This window comes from Burkholderia sp. Ap-955, from assembly GCF_011753045.1.
In the GTDB taxonomy this organism is placed as follows: domain Bacteria; phylum Pseudomonadota; class Gammaproteobacteria; order Burkholderiales; family Burkholderiaceae; genus Burkholderia; species Burkholderia lata_D.
The window spans coordinates 1-16,491 of record NZ_VWWH01000123.1 but is presented as its reverse complement, the minus strand read 5'-3'; the positions used below and the strand labels follow the sequence as shown (position 1 = coordinate 16,491).

The window sequence follows — 16,491 nt, the reverse complement described above, 5'->3', positions numbered from 1 at the left end:
CGTCGATCCCGCGCCCGCTTTCCACGGCGCGACGACCGCGCCCGCCGCGCCGCCCGCCGGCTACAACATCCTGTTCATCCTGACCGACCAGGAGCGCCACTTCGACCGCTGGCCGTTCCCGGTACCGGGCCGCGAAGCGCTGCGCCGCGACGGCATCACGTTCATGCACCACCAGATCGCCGCCTGCGTGTGCTCGCCGTCGCGCTCGACGGTCTACACCGGGCAGCATATCCAGCACACCGGCGTGCTCGACAACGCGGGCGTGCCCTGGCAGAAGGACATGTCGCCGGACGTGCGTACCGTCGGCCACATGCTGCGCGACGCCGGCTACTACGCCGCGTATCTCGGCAAGTGGCACCTGAGCGCGTCGATGCACGAAACCGCGAGCCCGTACACGGCCCCCGTGGCCGACTACAACCGCACGATCCGGTCGTACGGTTTCGACGACTATTTCGGCGTGGGCGACCTGATCGGGATGGTGCGCGGCGGCTACCAGTACGACGGGATCACGGCCGAGGCGGCGGTGAGCTGGATGCGCAACCACGCGCCGCGTCTCGCGAAGGAAGGCAAGCCGTGGTTCCTCGCGGTGAACCTGGTGAACCCGCACGACGCGATGTTCGTGAACACCGACACGAACGGCTCGACGGTGCAGGACGCGAACCACCCGATGCTCGGCAACGCGCCGCCGCCGAACGACGCGCTGTATCGCACGTTATGGCACGACGTGCCGCTCGCAGCATCGCGGCGGCAGCCGTACGACGAGCCGGGACGGCCACCGGCGCACGGGATGTTCAACGCCGCGCATGCGAACCTCGTCGGGCGCTATCCGTTCACCGACGAACGCTTGCGCATCTATCAGGACAACTACTTCAACTGCGTGCGCGACTGCGACACGCACGTCGTGCGCCTGCTGCAGTCGCTGCAGTCGCTCGGCCTCGACGAACGCACGATCGTCGTGATGACGGCCGACCACGGCGATCACATCGGCGCGCACCAACTCGTCGGCAAGGGCGCGACCGCCTACCAGCCACAGAACCACGTGCCGCTCGTGATCCGCCATCCCGCGTATCCGGGCGGCATGCAGTGCGATGCGCTGACGTCGCACATCGACATCGCACCGACGCTGCTCGGGCTCACCGGTCTCGACGATGCGCGGCTCGCGTCGATTCGCGGCAGCGCGCTGAAGGGGCACGACCTCACGCGCTGGCTCGCGAAGCCGGCCGACGCGAAGCTGCACGCGGCGCGCGATGCCACGCTGTTCAACTACGCGATGCTGCTCTACTACGACAGCGAATGGATGCTGAAGGAGCTGGGCACGCTGCGCCAGAAAGGCGTACCGGAGGACGAGCTGCTGCGCCGCGCGCTCGCGCAGCAGCCGGATTTCCGGTTGCGCGGCACGATCCGCAGCGTGTTCGACGGCCGCTACCGGTTCACGCGCTATTTCTCGCCGCTCGAATTCAACCGGCCGACGACGATGGAGACCTTGTTAGCGCGCAACGACGTCGAGCTGTTCGACGTCGCGAGCGATCCGGGCGAGATGCGCAATCTCGCGATGGACCGGAAGCGGCACGGCGAACTGCTGCTCGCGATGAACGGGCGCCTGAACGACCTGATCGCGAGCGAAGTCGGCGACGACAGTCCCGACGTCATGCCGATCCGCGACGGCAAGGTGCAGGTACAGATCCGCAAGTGGCATTGAAGGCGGCCGGCCGTCTTCCGGAACCGGCAATCCTCGGACGATTCCGCATTCCGTGATTCCCTGCCGTGCGGTCGCGCCATGCGACCGTACGCGGGGCTTCTCTTTTCGTCATCGCTCGGGACAGGTAAGCATCGAGTAAGCATGACGCCCTACAGTGTGCTGATTCTCCAAGGCGGATCATCGCGGCGAGCGCGCGCTTCGCCCGGGTCCAGGCTACATGAAGGGAAACGGCATGCAGAACCGGCCAGCGTTGAACTATGTGTGTGCGAAACATCCCGACGGGCGCCGGTCGAACTGGCAACCGCCCGCGAGCTGGAAACGGCAGCTTGCGACGCCGTCGCGCGGCGTTGTCGCGATCGATCACTACATCGCGGATGCGTCGGAGCTGATCGATCTCGAGACGACCGAGCCGGTCTTCACGCTGCACTTGCGCGCGCCGACCGGGCTCGAAATGCGCACCGACGGCAACGGCTGGGCCGCGCACACGATGCGCACACCATTGACTTACGTACCGCCCGGCTTTGCCTGTTCCAGCCGGTGGTCGAACGACATCGAGTGGCTCGCCGTCCACTTCGACGTGGCCTGGCTGTCGCGCTCCGGCCTGCTGGCGAGCACGCCGACCGTGCCGGCCGTGCCCCGCTTCGACGTGAGCGACGATCTGCTCGTGCAGATCATCCGGAGCATCCATGAAGATGCGGTCGCGGGGATGCCGTCGGGGCCGACCTACGTCGAAACCCTGGGCGCGGCCGCGCTCGGCCGCATGTCGTATCTCGAGTCGACGCGCAAGGCCCGCGAGTACACGCATGCGCAGGGCATGCGACGGGCCGTCGAGTACATCCGCGACAATTTCCGCGATCCGCTGACGCTGGTGACGCTCGCCGAAGCGGTCGACTACCCCGGCGACCTGTATTCGTTCATCCGGAACTTCAAGAAAGCCAACGGGATGACGCCGCACCAGTACATCGTCGAAACCCGGCTGCAAGCCGCCCGCGACCTGATAGAACGCGGACGATGCGATGTGACCGAGGCCGCGCTCGCGTGCGGCTTTTCGACCACCAGCCACTTCTCCGCAACGTTCCGCAAACGGTGGGGGTTCTCGCCGTCCGGGCTCAAGCCGCGTGCCGCGAACGTCACGCGAGCGGCAGCGACAGGATCCACAGGCCGCTGATCGTCAGCGCGATCGTCAGCACCAGCAACGGCAACTGGTTGAGCACCACAGTGCCGGCCAGCACGCGATGACGGACGGCGATCGCGTGCGTCACAATCACGCTCAGCACATGCCCGGCGAGAATCAGCAGGACCTGTGCATGCCAGATGTAGCCGACGTTGATCAGCAGCGCGGTCGGCGCAACCTGCGCCGGTTCGATCGACAGCAGGTTCCAGCCGATGCCGAGTGGATCGGACAGCAGTGAAACGATCTGCCGCCCCTGGTCGATGAACAGCGTGAAGTAGTGGCACACGTTGTAGAACAGCGCGATCGGCAACAGCAACAGGCAGAACTGCCGCGCAAACGCGCCCCCATCCAGCACCGAACGCGATCCCGCCGAGCCGAGTGCGCAGAAGCCCCGGAACAGCCCATGGTAGGCCAGCCCGACTGCTGCAAAGGTGGCCCACTGCCCGGCAAGCACGAGGTCTCCCGCTATCGCGTAGTCGTTTTTCAGCGCCGGAAACACCGCGACGATCAGCGGATAGATGCCGCGCCAGAAGAAGGTGTTCCACACGGCCGTATCGCGCAGGCCGTCGTAGGCCGTCGACGACAGCATGAACGACAGGAAGATCACGATGCTGGTGTCGAACGGCGGCTCCGACGCCATCGCGGCGACCGGATTCCTCAGCCCGACGTCGATTTCTCGCGCCGCCCCGCGACGCCATTCGAATGGCGACAGTCGTGCGCACAATCCGCACAGGATGCCGAATGCATCGAAATGCCTGAGCCACACGTCGCGGCCGAAACAGAATGAACCGACCAGTGCGTAGATTGCGTAGCCGGCAAGAAACAGGCTGGCGTCTCGCGGCCTTGCCGCACCGAACAACTCCATCGCGATCAGCGCAACATACGCGAACAGCGCGGGATACGATGCGAGGCCCCGCGGATAGCGATACCGGCCCCTGTCGATTGCCGGGACGCAGCGCGCCGCGATCCGCAGCATCGACGCGAACGGATTCGTGAACGCATAGAGGTCGCCGAACACCGCGCTGACATAGATCGACCCCAGGTAGAACCAGAGCCAGAATCCCGACATGCCGAGGTTGACGAACGGGTTCTGGGTGCCGAAGAGGCCCGATACGATCAGCAGGACGACGAAGCCCAGGCTGGCGGCCTGCCCCGCGGCGAGCGCCACGGCCGGTATCCGCCATGCCCGCCGCCATCGGATCGCCGGCGCGCGCGTGCCCGGAACACCCGCGCCCGAGCCCGATGCGAACGCCAGGATCATGAAGGACACCACGAGCGTGCCGGTCGCCGCGTACGCATAGAGCCACAACGGCACCGGCAGGTAGTAAGGAATATTCCACGCATGCGCATCGGCACAGGTCGGCGCACAGGCGACGAGCGCCGCAGCCCCCGCGACCCGCCGCGCGTTACGGCGCGGTACGTGGAGGCTGGCCAGGTGGGTCGCACCGGATTCGAAGTCGTCGTGCATGTCAGTAATCAGATGACGCAATCAGTCCCGTGACCTTCCAGCCGGCCCCGCTTCCCTGCTCCGATACCACGCCGATCGTGTCGTACGGCGCATCGAGCAGCTTGATCAACGCGACGGCGCGCTTGTTGCCGCCTGCCGAATCGGGCAGTGGAAACACCAGGAACGGCAGGATCGGCGACGGCTTGTCGCCCTCCACGATGAGCGGCAATACCGCATCGTCCAACGACTTGAAGACCGCGAACGACGCGCGATCGCGCAAGATCGCGCTCGCGCTTGCCGTCGGCTGCGACGGGGTTCCGATGGCGAGATAGGCACCGTGATCCCGCAAGCGCCAGCCGGTCAATTGCTCGACCAGCGCGCCGTCGGGCTTGCCGGTGCGGCCGGCAGCCAGTGCGGGCAGCCAGCGCCTGTCCACCGGCGACGTCGTGACCCAGTCGCTGAAGAAGCGCGCGTAGAAATCGGCGAGCCCCTTGTCGACGCCGGGTTGCGCGCGCGGCGAGGCCGGCTTCGGCACGTCGCGCCGGCCGTGCCAGCGGACCGCCTGCCACGCGGGGCCGTCAGGCAGGCTCGTGCCGTCGAGGAACGACGTGTCCTTCACGCCGTTCGCGACGAACCAGCCCGCTTTCGCGTGCTTGGTTCGCGCGTCGATGAATCCGGCGAGCATCGGCCGGACCTGCTCCCACGGCAGCGCATTTCTCGACGCGCCGTTTATATTCGGATAACGAATCATCTGGAGATACGTCGACTTCGCCATCGCCTCCGTATCGACGGGCCAACGCCAGGTCATCTCGGCGGCGTGGCCGGCCGGGCCACCGCGCTCGACCGGCGCGGCCATCGCCAGACCGGCGTCGCATTCGACTCCATAGCGGCGCCAGTCGGGTACGGACGGCGTGCCCTGGTGCGCCCACGCATCCTGCAGCGCATGCAGCGCCCGGCCGAACTCACCCAGCATGAATCCCGCGTTGCGCCCCTCTGCACGCCGCAGCGCGGCATCGACCCATGCGCGTGAGGCTGACCCATCTGGCACCACGACCCGGGCTGCCGCGGCGGCCGGCACCCGCGTCTCGCTCGGATAGTGCGCCGCCTGGGTATCCCGCGCATCGGGCGCGAAGCGCGACAGGCAGGCGAACTGCAGCGCCGACGTCATGTATTCGATCGAGCCGGCATCCAGCCGCTGGTCGGCGAGCGCAATCGCGTCGGCCTCGCCAGGCGCGAACCCCGCCTGCCTCGCGAGCCAAAACGTGAGGCCGAAGTGCACGTCCGCTTCAAACCCCAAGCACGTCAGCGGCATCGCGAGAGCCGCCAGCAAGGCCAGCGCGGCAACGCCCGGATGGCGCCGGGCGCGACCTCGCGCGCCGGCCCTGCCGGTTGCGCCCCCCTCGCGCGACTGCCCGCGCGCCACCTGTCTGCGGTGCATCAATTGCCGATCTCCGTCGCTTTCGTGCTTTCGGGGAACGGCCACGCACCGTTTTCGAACGACAGCACGAGCAGGCCGTTGTCCTGGCACGCCGTGGTCAATAGATGGCGGTCGAAATCGAAATCGAGGCGCGATGCACACCAGTCCGGGCCTCCCGGGCGGTACTGGCCGAACATCAGGTGCGCGGAACCGGCGCCGGGCGACTTTGCCGAAGGCGGGTTGTAGTACGCAATTTCCTTGGGCTTCGCCGGATCGCGAATGTCGAACGCGCGCACACCGGAGTTGAAGTAGCTGCACGCGAGCGCCGTGGCGTTCTCCCGGTTGTCGACGCTGCAGTAGTGCGACCCGTACGTGAAGGTGGAAAGGCCGAGAATGTCGGGCATCACCTTGCTGCAGTTCTGCACTGAGTGGGTTTCGAGCCGCAGCTCGGACACGAGCTTGGGCGCCGCTTCGTTCGACATGTCGTAGATATGGCCCAGCGGGAACGGCGTCATCCCGGCATTGCACGCGGCCTTCACGCCCGCCGCGCCCGGATCCTGGATCCCGCCCGAGCCGCCTTCATCCACTTCGACCAGATAGGGCTTGCCGCCCACCATGAACGGAATCGTATGCTGGCCCGCACTGCCGTCGCGCACCGGCACCGTCGCGATCCGGTGCATCTGCGCATTGGGACGACGGCTCTGCACTTCGCTGGTGTCGATGACGAAGAACCCGTTGTCGCCGTTCGAGTTCGCGTTGTCCAGCGGCGGTGCGCCCGCCCCGGCCGCCGCGCCCGTGTTGCCGAGGCCGATGAAGTATGCGCGGTTGCCGTCCTGGCTCACCGACAACCCGTGCGGAACCGCCCCGAAGCCCAGGTCGGCCATCGTGATCGCCGAGATCAGCTTCGGCCGCGTCGGGATCGTCACGTCGACCGCGTAGTAGGACTTCGAATAGGCACCGCCGATGTAATACGTGAAGCCGTCCGGCGAAAAACCGCCTTCATGGCCCATCGGCTTGACACTCGGGAGAATGCCGCCGTCGGCGCCCGTGCCGATCGGTACGCTCGCGAGCAGTTGCGGGCGCGTGCAGTCGGTCGCCACGTCGTACAGGTCGACTTCGGGGCCGGCGCCGCCGCCGAGCCCGTTATCGGCGGCGAGAATCCCGCGCGCGACGTTCACGCGCAGCGATTCCCACGGGTCGATCATCGCCGTGGACGTCAGCGAACTCACCCGCACCGGCTTGGCCGGGTCGGTGATGTCGATCACCGGCACGCCCGGGTTCACGCGCGGCGGTGCATCGGGGTTGTTGAAGGCCGGTGTGGCGCCCATCGTCGCATGGTAGAAGCAGGTCTTGCCCTGCCGGTCGGTGTAGGTCGCCGCCGACCACGACGCGCCCTCGCCCTGCACCTGGCTGACGCGCTTCAGGTTGCAGTTGAAGCCGCCGAATCCCGACTGGCGCAGCGCGGCGGGCACCTGCCCTTGCAGCGCCGTCTCGGGCGTATCGCCGGGGCTGCAGCCGGGAACACGCGGCACGACGTAGTCGGCCACCGATACGGCGGGCGTCGCGCTCGTCGTGACGTTGTCGTCTCCGCCGCAGCCGGCGAGCATGAGTGTGCCGAGCGATAGCGCGATCGCCAGGCGATTCAGTGCGTGCATCTTTGCCTCCTCCTGTCTCGAACTTCGTTTCGAATTTCGTTCCGATCCGTCTTTATCATTAGTTGTCCGGATATATCTCGATGACGGCCACTTCGATCTGCTCGCCGGTCCGGCTGTGAAAGTGCAGCGAAAAGCGCCCGGTGATCCCGACCGGGAGAAGGTCCATCGACTGATCGGTTCCGGACGTGCATGCGGCGAGCGCACCCGGGATTTCATGCGCCATCAGCACACCCGCCTCTCGCGCATGCACGCGGATATGCGCCGGCGTGCCTTCGCGAATCGCGATCACGGATCGCTCCCACGGCGCCTTGTCCCGATCGACGTCGACGGAAAAGACCTGTTGATCCGACGGTCTAGTCGACGCGTGCGACAGATGTCGTGCCACGCCGTAGGCGAACACCAGCGCCGACACGGTCGCGATCAACGCGACGAGTCGACGCCGCGGTCGCAGACTCCTCTCCTTCATGGCGGCGCTCCGTTTCATCGGCTCTCACGCCGCGCCGACGCTTCGTGCCCGCAGGCCGGCCATCCGCGCGGCGCTCAGCCGTTCAACGAATGGTAGAGAGCGGTCCGATGCGGCGATATCTGCTTATTGCGGGTTGTCGGAAAATTGCGTCCGGAGTAACCCGAGCCGGGGCAGCGAGACGGCGGGGCGCGAAGGATTCCGGATGCGTCACCCGCGAATCTCGCGGGGCGCCGATGTCCAAGGGACAGTTCACGCGCCACGCGGCCGGGCCGTTCGACATGGCGACCGTCCCAACCGCCTTTGCATATCCGTGATTCAATGTCGAACGAACCGGCGTCGCGCAGTCGGGCGGCACGGCGATTCGCCACCTCATCGATCGACCCTCACGGGATCACCATGACGAACCCTGCCGAAATCAAGGCGCTCGTTTTCGATGTCTTCGGAACGATCGTCGACTGGAGAAGCGGCGTCGCACGCGGCGCCGCCGCGTTCCTCGACCGCTACGCACCCGCGCTCGACCCGCTCGAATTCGCCGATGCATGGCGGGCCGAATATTCGCCGTCGATGGAAGAAATCCGCAGCGGGCGCCGCCGCTACGTGCGCCTCGACGTGCTGCACCGCGAGAACCTGGTGCGCACGCTCGACCGCTACGGGATCGACGACGTGCCCGACGCCGACATCGACGCGCTCAACCTCGCGTGGCACAGCCTCGACCCGTGGCCCGACGCCGTCGCGGCGCTGCAACGGCTGAAGCGACGCTTCATCATCGCGCCGCTGTCGAACGGCAACATCCGGCTGATGGTCGACGTCGCGAAACGCGCGGGGCTGCCGTGGGATGCGATTCTCGGTGCGGAGGTCGTCCGTGCGTACAAGCCGTCGCCGCAGGTCTATAGCGATACGGTCGAGATTCTCGGGCTCGAACCTGCCGAGCTGTGCCTGGTCGCCGCGCACAACGGCGATCTTGCGGCCGCACGCCGGCAGGGGCTGTCGACCGCGTTCGTGCTGCGGCCGACCGAACACGGGCCCGGCCAGACGACCGACCTGAAAGCCGACGATGCGTGGGACTTCGACGTCAGGGATTTGAACGAGCTCGCGGACCGGCTCGAGTGCCCGGGTTGAAAACCGGGTTCCGGTGCGCGATCGCGGGGTGGACGGCGGCTCGTCGAGCGCCCGCGCCCAAGGCCTAGCGCGCCGGCGCCATCTCGGCCGCCCGCCCCTGCGCCGCCATCGCGAGGCGCCGCCAGTTGCGGGCCGCATACCGGTGTGCCTGCTGCAACGCGAGCCACAACCCGATCTGCCGAACCGGCTTGAAAAGGCCGCGTGCACTGAACACGGTGCGCCGCTCGACGCGGGTCCTGCCGCCTTCGATGGGCGTCAGCGTGAATTCGTCCTCGAGCAGCCCGACCCAGTCGCGGCACCACACCGTCGACGCCACCATCCGGTAACGCAGCCGGCGATTCTCGTCGAGCACGAGAATCCGCTGGTCGATCGTGCCGCGATCGGTCGTGCACTGCCGCGTGTTGCCGACCGCTGGCATGCCTTCGAGCACGCGGCAACTGACCGGCTTCGGCACGCCGAGGCGGAACAGCAACGGCCGCGTGTCGTCCATCCGGGCATGGAGAAAATGCGGCCAGACATGCTCGGGCCGGCAATCGAACGTCCACTGCGAATGAATTTCCACGACCGTCTCCTGGCGGCTGTCGGTGCGGCCATGATGGCACAACGGCGCCGCCGCCCCTGCAACCGCCACGCTCGCGCCGCTATTCCGGCTCGCCGACGAACCTCAGCTTCCCCGACTCCCCCGACAGCAGCGCGCGATTCGCGTCCGCCGCCGCGCGCAGGTAATCCCACAGCGCGGTCACGCGCCGCAGCTTGCGCAGATCCTCGCGGCACGTCAGCCAGAAGCACCGCGTGACGACCACGTCGTCCGGCAACACCGGCACCAGCGCCGGCTGCGTGGCCGCCATGAAACACGGCAGGATCGCGAGCCCGCCGCCCTGCAGCGCCGCGAAATACTGCGCGATCACGCTCGTCGTGCGCAGCCCGGCCGTCGCGCCCGGCACCGCGCGGTCCAGGTACAGCAGCTCGTTGCTGAACGCGAGATCGTCGACATAGCTGATGAACGCGTGCTGCGCGAGATCGTCCGTGCACGTGATCGGATCATGGTTCGCGAGATAGTCGCGCGTCGCATAGAGCCGCAGCTGGTAGTCGCACAGCTTGGTGACCACGTAAGGCCCGCGCTCGGGCCGCTCGAGCGTGATCGCCAGGTCCGCCTCGCGCTTGGGCAGGTTGACGAAATGCGGCACCGGCAGCAGGTCGACCGTCACGTGCGGATGCTCGGCGCGAAACTGCGCGAGCTGCGGCGCGAGAAAAAAGCAGCCGAACCCTTCCGTCGACCCGATCCGCACATGGCCCGACAGCGCCTCGCCCGTATTCGCGACCTGGTCGCACGCGGACTGCACGGTCGTCTCCATCGCGTCAGCATACGCGACGAGCCGCTGCCCTTCGGCCGTCAGCGTGAAGCCGCCGGAACGCGACTTGTCGAACAGCAGCGTGCCCATCGCGGCCTCCAGCGCGCGAATGCGCCGCGCGACGGTCGTGTAGTCGACGCCCAGCCGCTTCGCGGCGCCGCTCGCGCGCTGCGTGCGCGCGACTTCGAGGAAAAAGCGCAGGTCGTCCCAGTTCAGGTTGCCGGAAACCGGCTCGGTGGCAGTTCGCATCGACGGGAAAAAAGGGGCTGGAGTCTCCGGGCCGGCCGTCGATATGCATAAATGCACATCCAACCGGTTTCTTTATCGGTACATGATGAATCTGCGCATAACTATACTCGACCGTGACCTGCGGACCATGAGCCGCGGGCAATAAAACCGGAGACACCATGCAGACCCGATCCACCCTCGATGAGCATGCGACCATCGCGGCGCCGGCGCCCGAGCGCACCGCGAAGCACTACCTGCTGGCCGGCTGGGCCAGCATGGCCGGCACCACGATCGAGTGGTACGACTTCTTCCTCTACGGCACGGCCGCCGCGCTCGTCTTCAACCGCATCTTCTTCCCGTCGCTGGACCCGGTCGTCGGCACGCTCGCCGCGTTCGGCACGTTCGCGGTCGGCTTCATCGGCCGGCCGATGGGCGGCATCGTGTTCGGCCACTTCGGCGACCGCATCGGCCGCAAGTCGATGCTGATGATCACGCTGCTGCTGATGGGCGTGCCGAGCATGATCATCGGGCTGATCCCGTCGTACGACAGCATCGGCTACTGGGCCGCCGCGCTGCTGATCGCGATGCGCTTCCTGCAGGGGATGGCCGTCGGCGGCGAATGGGGCGGCGCGGTGCTGATGGCCGTCGAGCACGCGCCGAAGGGCCGCAAGGGGCTGTTCGGCAGCCTGCCGCAGACGGGCGTCGGGCTCGGCCTGATCCTGTCGTCGGTCGCGATGGCCGCGGTGGCCGCGCTGCCGGAAGCCGACATGCTGTCGTGGGGCTGGCGCGTGCCGTTCCTCGCGAGCATCGCGCTCGTCGGCCTCGGCTGGTTCATCCGCGCGAAGGTGCCCGAGTCGCCCGACTTCGAGAAGATGCAGCGCCAGGGCAAGGCCGAGAAATCACCGGTGACGGCCGCGCTGCGCCGCCATCCGCGCGAGGTGCTGACGATCGTCGGCGCGCGCGCCGCCGAGAACACCTGGTTCTACATGGTGGTCACGTTCGCGCTCGCCTACGCGACGCAGCAGCTGCATCTGCCGAAGGCCGAGATGCTGCACGCAATCACGGCCGGCGCGGCGCTGTCGCTCGTCACGATGCCGCTGTGCGGCCACCTGAGCGACCGCATCGGCCAGCGCCGGATGTTCGCGATCGGCCTCGTGCTGATGTGCGCGTTCGCCGCGCCGTTCTTCATGATGCTCGGCACGCAGCAGACGTCGTACGCGTGGTGGGCGATCGTGCTCGGCCTCGGCGTCGTGTTCCCGATCCTCTATGCGCCGGAATCGCTGCTGTTCGCGCAGCAGTTCCCCGCGGAAATCCGCTACAGCGGCATCTCGCTGTCGGTGCAGCTCGCCGGCGTGATCGGCGGCGGCTTCGCGCCGATGATCGCGACGTCGCTGCTCAAGGCCGGCGGCGGCCAGCCGCATTACGTGATCGCGTACCTCGTCGGCTTCGGCGTGTTCGCGCTCATGTGTACCGCGTTGATGCGACCGGCACGCGCGTGAGCACGCCGGCCGGCATTCGATCGATTTCAGTTCAGCCTGCTGCCCGCCGCGTATCCACGCGCGGCGGACGCAGACACCCTTTTCGTCGTCATACCGCTTTACGGAGACATCCATGAACGCCGCAGTTCCCCAGACCACCCTCGCCCTGCCCACCGCCAAGCTGCTGATCGACGGCGCGTTCGTCGAATCGCAAAGCGCCGAATGGGGCGACATCGTCAACCCGGCGACGCAGGAAGTGATCGGCCGCGTGCCGTTTGCGACGCTCGACGAGGTCGACGCCGCGATCGCGTCCGCGCAACGCGCGTTCCAGACCTGGAAGACGACGCCGATCGGCGCGCGGCTGCGCATCATGCTGAAATTCCAGGATCTCGTGCGCCGCAATCTCGAACGGATCGCGCACACGCTGACGGCCGAGCAAGGCAAGACGCTGCCCGACGCACAGGGCGACATCTTCCGCGGCCTCGAAGTGGTCGAGCACGCGTGCTCAATCGGCACGCTGCAGCAAGGCGAATTCGCGGAGAACGTCGCGGGCGGCGTCGATACCTACACGCTGCGCCAGCCGATCGGCGTGTGCGCGGGCATCACGCCGTTCAACTTCCCCGGCATGATCCCGCTGTGGATGTTCCCGATGGCGATCGTGTGCGGCAACACGTTCGTGCTGAAGCCGTCGGAGCAGGACCCGCTGTCGACGATGCAGCTCGTCGAACTCGCGATCGAGGCCGGCGTGCCGCAGGGCGTGCTGAACGTCGTGCACGGCGGCAAGACGGTGGTCGACCGTCTCTGCACGCACCCGGACATCAAGGCGATCTCGTTCGTCGGCTCGACGCGCGTCGGCACGCACGTGTACAACCTCGGCAGCCAGCACGGCAAGCGCGTGCAGTCGATGATGGGCGCGAAGAACCATGCGGTCGTGCTGCCCGATGCGCACCGCGAGCAGTCGATCAACGCGCTCGTCGGCGCGGGCTTCGGCGCGGCCGGCCAGCGCTGCATGGCGACGTCGGTCGTCGTGCTGGTCGGCAAGGCGCGCGACTGGCTGCCCGATCTCGTCGAAAAGGCGAAGGCGCTGAAGGTCAATGCGGGCGCGGAAGCCGGCACGGACGTCGGGCCGGTCGTGTCGAAGGCTGCGAAGGAACGCATCCTGTCGCTGATCGACGAAGGCGTGAAGGCCGGCGCGAAGCTCGAACTCGACGGCCGCAACGTGAAGGTGCCCGGCTACGAGCAGGGCAACTTCGTCGGCCCGACGATCTTCTCGGGCGTGACGACCGACATGTCGATCTACACGGAAGAAATCTTCGGGCCGGTGGTGGTCGTGCTCGAAGCCGACACGCTCGATGAAGCGATCGCGCTCGTCAACCGCAACCCGATGGGCAACGGCGTGGGCCTGTTCACGCAGAGCGGCGCGGCCGCACGCAAGTTCCAGAGCGAGATCGACATCGGCCAGGTCGGCATCAACATCCCGATCCCGGTGCCGGTGCCCTACTTCAGCTTCACGGGCTCGCGCGGCTCGAAGCTCGGCGATCTCGGCCCGTACGGCAAGCAGGTCGTGCAGTTCTACACGCAGACGAAGACGGTCACCGCGCGCTGGTTCGACGACGACGCGACGGCCGGCGGCGTGAACACGACGATCGCGCTGCGCTGACCCCGGGAGCCTGCACATGGAAATCGCATTCATCGGACTCGGCAACATGGGCGGCCCGATGGCCGCCAACCTGCTGAAAGCCGGCCACGCGCTGACGGTGTTCGACCTCGACGCGCACGCGGTCGACGTCGCGGTGCGCGCCGGCGCGACGGCCGCCGGCTCGCCGCGTGAAGCGGCCGCGCGCGGCGCCATGGTGATCACGATGCTGCCGGCCGCGCAGCACGTGCGCGCGGTGTATCTCGGCGATGACGGCGTGCTGGCCGGCGCGCGCGCCGGCGCTGCGCTGATCGACTGCAGCACGATCGATCCGGGCACCGTGCGCGCGGTGGCCGAGGCCGCCGCGCAGCGCGACTTCCCGCTCGCCGACGCGCCCGTGTCGGGTGGCACGGGCGGTGCGCAGGCCGGTACGCTGACCTTCATGGTCGGCGCGGACGCCGCGCTGTTCGAGCGCATCCGCCCGGTGCTGCTCGACATGGGGAAAAACGTCGTGCAGTGCGGCGGCACGGGCACCGGGCAGATCGCGAAGATCTGCAACAACCTGCTGCTCGGGATCTCGATGATGGGCGTATCGGAAGCGATGGCGCTCGGCGCGGCGCTCGGAATCGATCCGGCCGTGTTGGCCGGCATCATCAATACGTCGACCGGCCGCTGCTGGAGCTCGGACGCGTACAACCCGTATCCGGGCGTGAGCGACACCGCGCCGGCCGCGCGCGGCTACGCGGGCGGGTTCGCGGCGAACCTGATGCTGAAGGATCTCGGGCTCGCGACCGAAGCGGCGCGCAGCGCCCACCAGCCGGTATGGATGGGCGCGCTCGCGCAGCAGCTCTATCAGTCGATGAGTCAGCAGGGGCTCGGCACGCTCGACTTCTCCGCGTGCGTGAAGCTGTACGAGGCGCAGCCGGCGTAACCGCCGCAGCCCGCACCGGACGTGCGCCGACCCGCGATGTGCCTGGACGGCATCGCGGGTCGTTTTGCATGCGGGGGAAGGAAAACGTGCGGCAGAGACGGCGCGTCAGCGCCGCCGGCCGTTCAACCGCGCGGGTTCGACGCCGTCTCGAAGGTCGGATGGCACTCGAACGCGAGTTCGGAGCGCGCGCCGACACGGCTGCCGCCGGTCAGCGATTCCTGCTTCATGCTCGCGCGCATGCCGCGCTGCGTGCAGTAGTTGGTGGCTTCGTCGACGGCCTTCGTATGGGCATCGGCCCACGTCGTCGACACACCGACCGTACGTGTCGTCACGGTATAGACGTTCGGGTTCGACGTCGCGGTCACGTCGGAAGCGGTCGAACACGCGGCGAGCAAGCATGCAGCAGCCGCGACGGTCAACCATCGCAAGGTTCGAAAGGAAACTGGAGTAGGCATGGGGGGCAAGCGCGCGCCGTTCGACGCGCATTGAGCAACATAGGCGACAGTATGCCTGCTCGATCGCCGGAGATCATGCCCCTTTCAGTGAACACATTGTTTCGAATGGTTAAACGATGATGAAAAATGGGGCAATATTTCCGCCTCCTTTCCGGGCCAGATCACGCCAGCGGGTAGTTTTGCCCGATCGCCGGTTGCCCGTCGCCCGCCTCCCGCAGCCCGTTGCCTGGTGGCCGATCAGTGCGCGGCTGCCTGCCGGATCCTTGCCGACGCTTCCTCGAGGTTCCGCCACGCCGGCTGCCCCGGCGCGTAGCGCGCGCGGATATATGCGGCCAGCTCGGCCATCTGCCGGTCGTCGAATGCGTCGCCGAAGCCCGGCATGTAGCCGAGTTCGCCGGTGGCCGGCTGGTCGATCCCGTGATGCAGCACGCGCAGCAGGTTGTCCGGCGCGGCCTGGCTGACGCTCGTGTTGAGCCCCATCAGCGGGCGTACGCCGAAATGCCCGACGCCGCCCGATTCCGCATGACAGACCGCGCACGCGGCGTCGAACGCACGGCGACCGTTCTCGAGGCCGAGCGTCGCGACGGTTTCCGCGCCGCGCGCCTGCCGGGCGGCCGCGTCGGCGGCGGCCGCGGCGTCGACGGGCGGCGACAGCGACGCAAGATAGTGCGCGATCGCCTGCACGTCGGCCTCGGGCAGCGACGCGAGCCCCGCGACGACGGGCGCCATCGGCCCGGCCGCGACGCCATGCTGCGCGGAGAAGCCCGTACGCAGGTAATCGAACAGTGCGCCTTCGGTCCACGGCACCGGCGAAGCCGGCGACGCGACGAGCGGCGGCGCGACCCAACCCTCGGCCTCGCCGCCCGACAGGTACGCAACACCGCCCTTCTCCGCACCCAGCGCGTTGCGCGGCGTATGGCACGCGCCGCAGTGCCCGGCGCCGTCGACCAGATACTTGCCGCGATTCCACGTCGCGGAGCGTGCCGGGTCCGGCGTGAACGGCCGCGCATCGTGAAACAGCCAGTTCCAGCCGGCGACGAGGCGTCGCTCGTCGAGCGGGAACGGCAGCTTCGTCTTCGGCGGCACGTGCTTCACCGGCGGCTGCGACATCAGGTACGCATAGAGCGCGAGCAGGTCGGGCTCGCTCAGCTTCGCGAACGCCGTGTACGGGAATGCCGGGTACAGGTGCGTGCCGTCGCGCGAGATGCCTTCGCGCATCGCGCGCGCGAACGCCGGATACGACCATGTGCCGATGCCGGTTTCCGGATCGGGCGTGAGGTTCGTCGTGTAGATCGTGCCGAACGGCGTATCGAGCGCGAGCCCGCCCGCGTTGGTCGCGCCGCCGGGCGCCGTGTGGCACACCGCGCAATCGCCGGCGAGGGCAACCAGGCGGCCGCGCTCGAGCGTCGCCGCGCTCCACATCGCGCCGTCCGC

14 protein-coding genes are annotated in these 16,491 nt (G+C 67.8%); 6 read left to right on the top strand and 8 right to left on the bottom strand.

What is annotated here, in order from left to right; translation table 11 throughout:
* Together F3J15_RS34120 and F3J15_RS34115 are read left to right on the top strand one after the other, a co-directional pair.
* On the top strand, positions 1-1,699 hold a 1,699-nt coding region (locus F3J15_RS34120; RefSeq protein WP_205191111.1), incomplete at its 5' end, for a sulfatase-like hydrolase/transferase.
* 232 nt (positions 1,700-1,931) lie between these two features.
* A complete protein-coding gene (locus tag F3J15_RS34115) occupies positions 1,932-2,867 on the top strand; it encodes an AraC family transcriptional regulator (protein ID WP_166896760.1) in 936 nt (311 codons plus the stop codon).
* Here F3J15_RS34115 and F3J15_RS34110 read toward each other — a convergent pair.
* The 4 genes from F3J15_RS34110 to F3J15_RS34095 form a co-directional block, all read right to left on the bottom strand.
* On the bottom strand, positions 2,830-4,341 hold the full coding sequence (locus F3J15_RS34110) for a hypothetical protein (protein WP_240159306.1): 1,512 nt from the start codon (positions 4,339-4,341) through the stop codon (positions 2,830-2,832). The genes F3J15_RS34115 and F3J15_RS34110 overlap by 38 nt on opposite strands.
* Before the next feature lies 1 nt (position 4,342).
* Positions 4,343-5,632 carry a DUF6765 family protein gene (locus F3J15_RS34105; protein WP_166896762.1) on the bottom strand — a complete coding sequence of 430 codons (1,290 nt, stop codon included), beginning with the start codon at positions 5,630-5,632 and terminating at the stop codon, positions 4,343-4,345.
* 125 nt (positions 5,633-5,757) lie between these two features.
* A complete protein-coding gene (locus F3J15_RS34100; protein WP_166896758.1) occupies positions 5,758-7,392 on the bottom strand; it encodes a hypothetical protein in 1,635 nt (544 codons plus the stop codon).
* Between the two features lie 58 nt (positions 7,393-7,450).
* Positions 7,451-7,858 (bottom strand): hypothetical protein, encoded by a 408-nt coding sequence (locus F3J15_RS34095; RefSeq protein ID WP_240159308.1) that lies wholly within the window; start codon positions 7,856-7,858, stop codon positions 7,451-7,453.
* A gap of 396 nt (positions 7,859-8,254) precedes the next feature.
* Here F3J15_RS34095 and F3J15_RS34090 point away from each other — a divergent pair, with 396 nt between their 5' ends.
* Positions 8,255-8,977 (top strand): haloacid dehalogenase type II, encoded by a 723-nt coding sequence (locus tag F3J15_RS34090; RefSeq protein WP_124585791.1) that lies wholly within the window; start codon positions 8,255-8,257, stop codon positions 8,975-8,977.
* A gap of 64 nt (positions 8,978-9,041) precedes the next feature.
* Here the strand turns inward: F3J15_RS34090 and F3J15_RS34085 are convergent, their stop codons facing one another.
* The gene (locus tag F3J15_RS34085) at positions 9,042-9,539 is read right to left on the bottom strand and encodes a hypothetical protein (RefSeq protein ID WP_166896754.1); all 498 of its coding nucleotides are present in this window, start codon (positions 9,537-9,539) and stop codon (positions 9,042-9,044) included.
* Between the two features lie 79 nt (positions 9,540-9,618).
* Entirely contained in the window at positions 9,619-10,578 is a 960-nt protein-coding gene (locus F3J15_RS34080; protein ID WP_166896752.1) for a LysR family transcriptional regulator, read from the bottom strand.
* Between the two features lie 158 nt (positions 10,579-10,736).
* Here F3J15_RS34080 and F3J15_RS34075 point away from each other — a divergent pair, with 158 nt between their 5' ends.
* From F3J15_RS34075 to mmsB, 3 genes are all read left to right on the top strand, one after another.
* On the top strand, positions 10,737-12,056 hold the full coding sequence (locus tag F3J15_RS34075; protein WP_069251228.1) for an MFS transporter: 1,320 nt from the start codon (positions 10,737-10,739) through the stop codon (positions 12,054-12,056).
* Positions 12,057-12,168: 112 nt separating this feature from the next.
* A complete protein-coding gene (locus tag F3J15_RS34070; protein WP_166896750.1) occupies positions 12,169-13,695 on the top strand; it encodes a CoA-acylating methylmalonate-semialdehyde dehydrogenase in 1,527 nt (508 codons plus the stop codon).
* A gap of 16 nt (positions 13,696-13,711) precedes the next feature.
* Positions 13,712-14,602, top strand: a complete 891-nt coding sequence (gene mmsB, locus F3J15_RS34065; RefSeq protein WP_166896748.1) for a 3-hydroxyisobutyrate dehydrogenase — start codon at positions 13,712-13,714, stop codon at positions 14,600-14,602.
* Between the two features lie 122 nt (positions 14,603-14,724).
* Here mmsB and F3J15_RS34060 read toward each other — a convergent pair whose 3' ends face one another.
* Complete coding sequence (locus F3J15_RS34060) at positions 14,725-15,057, bottom strand: hypothetical protein (RefSeq protein WP_069251226.1); 333 nt, start codon at positions 15,055-15,057, stop codon at positions 14,725-14,727.
* A 237-nt stretch (positions 15,058-15,294) separates the two neighbouring features.
* Positions 15,295-16,491: cytochrome c (locus F3J15_RS34055; protein WP_166896746.1), on the bottom strand; the 1,197-nt coding region annotated here is incomplete at its 5' end.